3 protein-coding genes are annotated in these 3,518 nt (G+C 56.7%); 1 reads left to right on the forward strand and 2 read right to left on the reverse strand.

The genetic code is table 11. From position 1 onward, the window contains the following. Window positions 1-94: 94 nt before the first annotated feature. Together WCO56_29275 and WCO56_29280 are read right to left on the reverse strand one after the other, a co-directional pair. The gene (locus WCO56_29275; GenBank protein MEI7733693.1) at window positions 95-1,390 is read right to left on the reverse strand and encodes an ISKra4 family transposase; all 1,296 of its coding nucleotides are present in this window, start codon (window positions 1,388-1,390) and stop codon (window positions 95-97) included. Beyond that, window positions 1,390-1,746 carry a DUF6788 family protein gene (locus WCO56_29280; protein MEI7733694.1) on the reverse strand — a complete coding sequence of 119 codons (357 nt, stop codon included), beginning with the start codon at window positions 1,744-1,746 and terminating at the stop codon, window positions 1,390-1,392. Before WCO56_29280 ends, WCO56_29275 begins: the two co-directional genes overlap by 1 nt. 539 nt (window positions 1,747-2,285) lie before the next feature. Here WCO56_29280 and WCO56_29285 point away from each other — a divergent pair. Beyond that, window positions 2,286-3,473, forward strand: coding sequence for a site-specific integrase (locus WCO56_29285; GenBank protein ID MEI7733695.1), 1,188 nt, complete (start codon window positions 2,286-2,288; stop codon window positions 3,471-3,473). Window positions 3,474-3,518: the final 45 nt, after the last annotated feature.

The following is a 3,518-nucleotide window of genomic DNA, read 5'->3' on the forward strand; positions in this document are numbered from 1 at the left end:
AGTTCCGCGTGAATCACCCCCCATGCGGTTTTCCCCGCTGTCACTGACGCATTACCGCATACCAGCATCATGGGTGTCTGGCATAATTAGGGCATTACGCAGCCAACGGGAGCGCGTCATTACGTGCGGCGTGCTGATTGAGGCGCTCTTTCCAGAAGGAATCCAGCCGGTGGCTATGTTTGAGGCAGCGGAAGGTCAGGATGTTTTCGGCTCCCGGTTCCGACCACCGCATGCCCGACTGTTTGCACCGCATGCCGATGACCGTCTTGCACCCGGCTTCAATGACCCCAGAGCCAATAAAGTAGCCTCTTTGGCGGAAGGTTCCGTACTGCATTCGGGCCACGTTGCGGACAAAGTAACCCAAGGCCTGCTCCACCTTGGCGCGGCACGGTGGCGCGCCAGCCAGTTGGCGCGCCTGCCCGATCATTTTCTCCACGCCGTCCTGGAGCAACAGTTTGGCCCATTTTCCCCGTTGTTTTTTGGTCGCGGGGTGGTCCTTGCCCCACAGGGCCTCCAACACCGCCCCCACATGCTCCATCGCATGATAGAAATCGACAATCTGGATGGCCCCGGGAAAATTGAGCCGGCCCACGGTTTCCAGACTGGCTGCGCCGTCGACGAGGAGGACCAACTGTTGCGCTTTGGCGCTCCCGCGCCGCAGGGCTTCCCGACGCAGGAGGAGGCCAAACGCTTCGCTGGTATCAAAGCTCACCACGTAGGTAGTGGATTGGTAATCGCGGAGCGGGTGGCCTTGAGCATCCCGACCGTGTTGCGTGAACACGCACCCCAAATAGGCCAGCCGGGTTTTGGCCGTGCCATCGGGTTGTTTTCCCTGGCGCCCCACCAGTTCCGCCGGCCGCATCGGCACCCCTGTGCCATCGGCGCTGACGTACATCACCGGCACCGGCTCGGTCGCCGGTTGGCTGTCCCGCGCTTGCCACGCCACGGCGGCCGGTCCCACCCGTTGGACCACGCGATGAATCTGCCTGGCCGCCACCCCGATGCCCCCGGTTTCCCGCAGATGCGCTTCGGCTTGATCAAAACTTTCCTCCTCCGCACCTTCCAAGCACATCAGGCGGGCCAGCGCCGGGGTATAGGCCCCTTCCAAGCCCAACGCCGTATCCGCTGGATGATACCCCTGGCTCTTTCCATTGTAGTAGTAGTCGCGCCAAATCTGGAAGTGGCCGAACATGCCCTGTACGTCCAGCGGCAGCCGTCCCTTCCAGTGATCGCCCTGTTTGGGCTGGTAGGCCCCATCGGCCCGCTCGGCGGCCTGTTGCAGCAGGAAGCCGATCAGCGCGTTGGCCGGCTTGAAGAGGGCGGTGCGCACCAGCACTTCCAGTTGCTGGACGGCCACCCCGTTGGGTTCCCCAGCCTGGAAACGCGCCATTAACTGCTGGATTTCCTGGTCTTGGGCCAGCAGGAGGTCGGGGGCCGCGTCTTTTTTTTTACCCCGGTGACGAGCGTTTCGAGTTGTTGACGGGTGTCGAGGATGACTAATTGGGCCAACTGTTCGATCAGTTGTTGAAATCGGGCATGTTCCCCCAGCGCGGCTTGGAGCAAAGGAACTTGCTCGGGCCGCACGTATTGGGTGTGGTTTTTGCCCTGCTCCCAACGTTGCAGTTTGTAATAGGGCCCGGCGGGGTGAGCCCGGTTCTTGACGGTGTAAGTGGAAAGCTTACCGCGTTCCATCAGTTTAATTTGAGCGATTTCGGCCAGAATTTGCGACTTGGTTTGTTGTTTCATAACTTTGCCTAGCATTCTAGTCACCATAACCCGAAAACACAAGCCTTATTTGTGACTTTTCAGAAATCGGTCAGACACCCCAGCATCATCAGTACTTTCGTCGTCACAACCGGCCGCCGGGCCCCAGTGGATACGCGATTGTTTTTTGCCACGCCGCGTGCTATGACCATGGCGCATGGCGAATGATTATCACATCTCAATGGAATTTGCTTTTTGGCACATTTGATGCTTTCACTTGTCACGTTGCGGTAAATTCCGCATGCGCGCCTTCGGCAAGGATGACTACGGCCCGTGGTCGGATATCGTCGTGTACATGCCGAATTGAAGCCCTCCCGCGCGCGCCACGCGCGAGGATCAAAATACCGCCGCCCCGAATTCCGGAGCGGCTTTTTTGTGGCTGCTATTTATTACCTCATGCGCGGGGACTGCGTTCCATCAATCCAAAGGGGTAATAAGAATAGAGCCTATTTACCGAGTTTTTTGCCTCTGATAAAATAAACAGTTGACGCCGAGTTGGCAATATGGTACTTTCTAGGGCAATGAAAGCATTGATGCAGCGGTTTAAATTGGAACCGTTCCCAAACCGGAGCGGTACAACCTCATTTTGTGTATCTGGCACCCGTCGCGATGGCAAGCGGATCAGGGAAAACTATCAGGACGCCCGCGAGGCTAAAATGCGGTTCACTGAGCTGGAAACCGAATACCAAGCCGGGCACCAAGTCACCAACCTTAAAACCACCCGGCTGGATGACACACAGATACCGATTGCGGAGGCTGCTTTCCAGCGGTTGGAGAAACCGGCAGACCTGACCACCGCGATTGACTTTTGGTTGAAACATGGCAAGCCGTCTGCCGTGGCGGAAAGCCCAAGGTTGGATGAAGCCCTCGCCCAGTTCACCAAGTATCTGGAAGACTCCAACGAATACCGCGACGCATCCAAAAACGCTTTGCGCTACTACGTGCTACGCTTCGTTGCGCAAACCGAAAATATCCGCATTTGCGACGTGACGCCGGAGAATATTGAAAAGCACCTGGCCAACTTGAACGTGCAACCGGGAACCAAAAACGACGTGCGCAAAAAGCTGTCTGTTTTCTTCCAATGGTGCCGCAAACGGCAGCGCAAATGGTGTGTTATCAATCCTGCCGACTTTGAAATTGAGGGACGCACCAACCAGGATGAGTGGGAACCCCAGGTCCTGAGCGTGGCGGAATGCAAACGCCTACTTGCGACGGCGGAGACGTTCGAGGATGGACGGCTGGCCCCCTATACGGCGCTGGCGCTCTTTGCGGGAATTCGCCCCCATGAAATTCAGCGGTTGACATGGGACGCCATCAATCTGGCGGACAATGAAATCACCGTGACGGCAGCGCAATCCAAGACCGGCCGTAAGCGTACCATCACCATTGACGAACCGCTTAAGAGTTGGTTGACGGCGTACCAGGGAGAGGGCTTCATTGACTTCAAAGGATTCAAGGAGCTTAAGCGCCAAGCCGGGTTCAAGACGTGGATCCATGACGGAATGAGACACACAAGTGTGTCGCACTATTTCCGGTTGACGGGCTCTTATGGCAAGACCGCTGAGCGCCATGGGAACAGCGAGACGATCATCAAGGACCATTATCAGGGTAAAGTCACCAGCGAGCAAACAAAGCAGTTTTACGGGCTATTTCCGACCCGCCACGGGCATGGCGAAAAGATAGTCAAACTCGAAACACAAGCCGCATGATTCAACCAAGGTAAAAATGTGAAAACTCAAAAGCAATTCAAACAA

The sequence above is a fragment of the Verrucomicrobiota bacterium genome (assembly GCA_037139415.1).
In the GTDB taxonomy this organism is placed as follows: domain Bacteria; phylum Verrucomicrobiota; class Verrucomicrobiia; order Limisphaerales; family Fontisphaeraceae; genus JBAXGN01.

Excerpts from the sequence above, each read along its gene's own strand:
- WCO56_29275 (MEI7733693.1), bottom strand. The coding sequence starts at position 1,390 with ATGGCGCGTTTCCAGGCTGGGGAACCCAACGGGGTGGCCGTCCAGCAA.
- WCO56_29280 (MEI7733694.1), bottom strand. The coding sequence starts at position 1,746 with ATGAAACAACAAACCAAGTCGCAAATTCTGGCCGAAATCGCTCAAATT.
- WCO56_29285 (MEI7733695.1), top strand. The coding sequence starts at position 2,286 with ATGAAAGCATTGATGCAGCGGTTTAAATTGGAACCGTTCCCAAACCGG.